This is a genomic window from Massilia sp. UBA6681 (assembly GCF_002454935.1).
GTDB classification, from domain to species: domain Bacteria; phylum Pseudomonadota; class Gammaproteobacteria; order Burkholderiales; family Burkholderiaceae_D; genus Telluria; species Telluria varians.
The window spans coordinates 1,673-3,551 of sequence record NZ_DKJX01000106.1 but is presented as its reverse complement, the minus strand read 5'-3'; the positions used below and the strand labels follow the sequence as shown (position 1 = coordinate 3,551).

The 1,879-nt window shown below is 67.7% G+C and carries 3 protein-coding genes and 1 pseudogene; 2 read left to right on the top strand and 2 right to left on the bottom strand.

All coding sequences use genetic code 11. From position 1 onward, the window contains the following. On the top strand, positions 1 to 581 hold a 581-nt coding region (locus B2R83_RS20035), incomplete at its 5' end, for a response regulator (protein WP_292044343.1). Between the two features lie 9 nt (positions 582 to 590). On the opposite strand, the gene B2R83_RS20030 is transcribed toward B2R83_RS20035, so the two are convergent. After that, entirely contained in the window at positions 591 to 1,157 is a 567-nt protein-coding gene (locus tag B2R83_RS20030; RefSeq protein WP_292044341.1) for a hypothetical protein, read from the bottom strand. 162 nt (positions 1,158 to 1,319) lie between these two features. On the opposite strand from B2R83_RS20030, the gene B2R83_RS20025 reads away from it, so the two are divergent. Continuing rightward, complete coding sequence (locus tag B2R83_RS20025) at positions 1,320 to 1,712, top strand: VOC family protein (protein WP_292044339.1); 393 nt, start codon at positions 1,320 to 1,322, stop codon at positions 1,710 to 1,712. A gap of 7 nt (positions 1,713 to 1,719) precedes the next feature. On the opposite strand, the pseudogene B2R83_RS20020 reads toward B2R83_RS20025, so the two are convergent. Continuing rightward, positions 1,720 to 1,879 (bottom strand): annotated as a pseudogene (locus B2R83_RS20020) (YciI family protein); the annotation flags it as partial.

The following is a 1,879-nucleotide window of genomic DNA, read 5'->3' as shown; positions in this document are numbered from 1 at the left end:
ACCGCTCGCAGGGCGGCCTGGGACTGGGGCTGGCGCTGGTGCGCAGCATCATGGCCATGCACGATGGACAGGTGAGCGCGCACAGCGACGGTATCGGCAAGGGCGCCTGCTTCACCCTCACCCTGCCCCTGCATGCCGAGCGCGCCGCCCAGGCGCGCGCGCCGCACGACGTCGCCCGGGGAGGCGCGGCGCCCGTGCACCTGATGATCGTCGACGACAATGTCGATGCGGCGCGTTCGCTGGCCCACCTGCTGGAGGCCAAGGGACACCATGTCACGGTCATGGCCAACGCCCACAGCGCCCTCGACGAAAGCCTGCGCAAGCCGCTGCCGCTCTACATCCTGGACATCGGCCTGCCGGATATCGACGGCTACGAACTGGCGCGCCGCCTGCGCGCCGCTCCCGGCAGCGCAGATGCGGTGCTGGTCGCGCTGACCGGCTACGGCCAGATGCACGACCAGGACAAGGCCTTCGCGGCCGGTTTCGACCACCATTTCGTCAAGCCGATCGATATCGCGGCGCTCGACCGCATCCTGGCGGATGCCGCGCAGGCGCAGGCGGGACAGGCCGTCTGCGACTGAAGACCCGCCTCAGTGCCGGCGGCCTGCGCCCGGCGCGGCGGGAACCAGTTCGGTGAAGTCGAGCGTTTCCCCGGACAGGAGCGCCGCCTCGTCGTGGCGGTAGCCGCACAAGGCGGTGGCCAGCATCAGCGGCACTTCGAACAGGCAGTCCACGTCGGCGTCGGCGCCGCCCTGTTCGTCCTGGGTCGCCTTCATTTCGGCGTGGATGGTGGCGAGCAGCGCGGACGGCGTGCCGTCCACCGCCAGGTGGTACAGCCCTTCCTCGGACAGGTGGACCACGTCCCATAGCTTGGTCCCATCCTTGTACTGGAAGGCGGCGCTGGCCATGACGTGTTCCTCGACCTGGCAGCCGAGCGCCTCGCAGCCTGCGGACAGGCGGGCCATGCCCTCGGCCTGGGTGGCCGGGTGCGCCATGTCCTTGAAGACCAGCAGGTAGCCGCCGCCCGGCAGGTCGGCGCCGGATACCGGGCTCTCGTTCAGCTCATCGGGCTCGCCGGTATCGGCCAGCGACAGCTGGGCAAGGATGTCGTCTTTCGATTTGCCGCGTATCGCGATCCAGGCAAGGGAAAATCCCATGTGCTGCGTCCTTTCGAAACCGTTGTCGTTGGGCGCCAGTGTGGAGCAATCGGGCCCGGCTGGCAAATCGATCCCGCTCACTGGTTTCACATTGCCAACAGGAAGCACGTGATGCTACTGTTGGCCTTCCCACGCACACAGCGTTCCCAGATCGGAGAGTACATGAAGCGGGTTACAGGCATCGGCGGCATCTTTTTCCACGCACAAGACCCGGTGGCGCTGCGCGCCTGGTACGGGCGGCATCTGGGCGTCGACGTGCTGGACTGGGGCGGCGCCGCCTTCACCTGGGACGATGCGGCGCGCAAGCCGGACGGCGGGGTGACCATCTGGTCGATCGGCCAGGCCGGCAACGAGCACTTCGCTCCCGGCAAGGCGAGCTTCATGATCAACTACCGGGTCGCCGACCTGGACGCCTTGCTGCAGGCCTTGCGCGAGGAAGGCTGCAACGTCATGGACCAGACCGACGACTCGGAATTCGGCAAGTTCGGCTGGGTCATCGACCCGGAGGGCAATAAGGTTGAACTCTGGGAGCCGCCCGCAGCCCCCCAGGCTTAGGCAGCGCTCAGCCGGCCAGCGCTGCGCGCTGGCGCTCTTCCTGCTCGCGCAGTTCCGGAGTCATGGCTTCGCCGAAGTCTTCCATGTCGAAGATCTGGCGGATCTCGATCTCGGCTTCGCCGCCCGCCATCGGCATCGGCACCCGCTTCACCCAGTCGATCGCCTCT

Coding starts and splice junctions, on each gene's coding strand:
- B2R83_RS20030 (WP_292044341.1), bottom strand. CDS start 1,157: ATGGGATTTTCCCTTGCCTGGATCGCGATACGCGGCAAATCGAAAGAC.
- B2R83_RS20025 (WP_292044339.1), top strand. CDS start 1,320: ATGAAGCGGGTTACAGGCATCGGCGGCATCTTTTTCCACGCACAAGAC.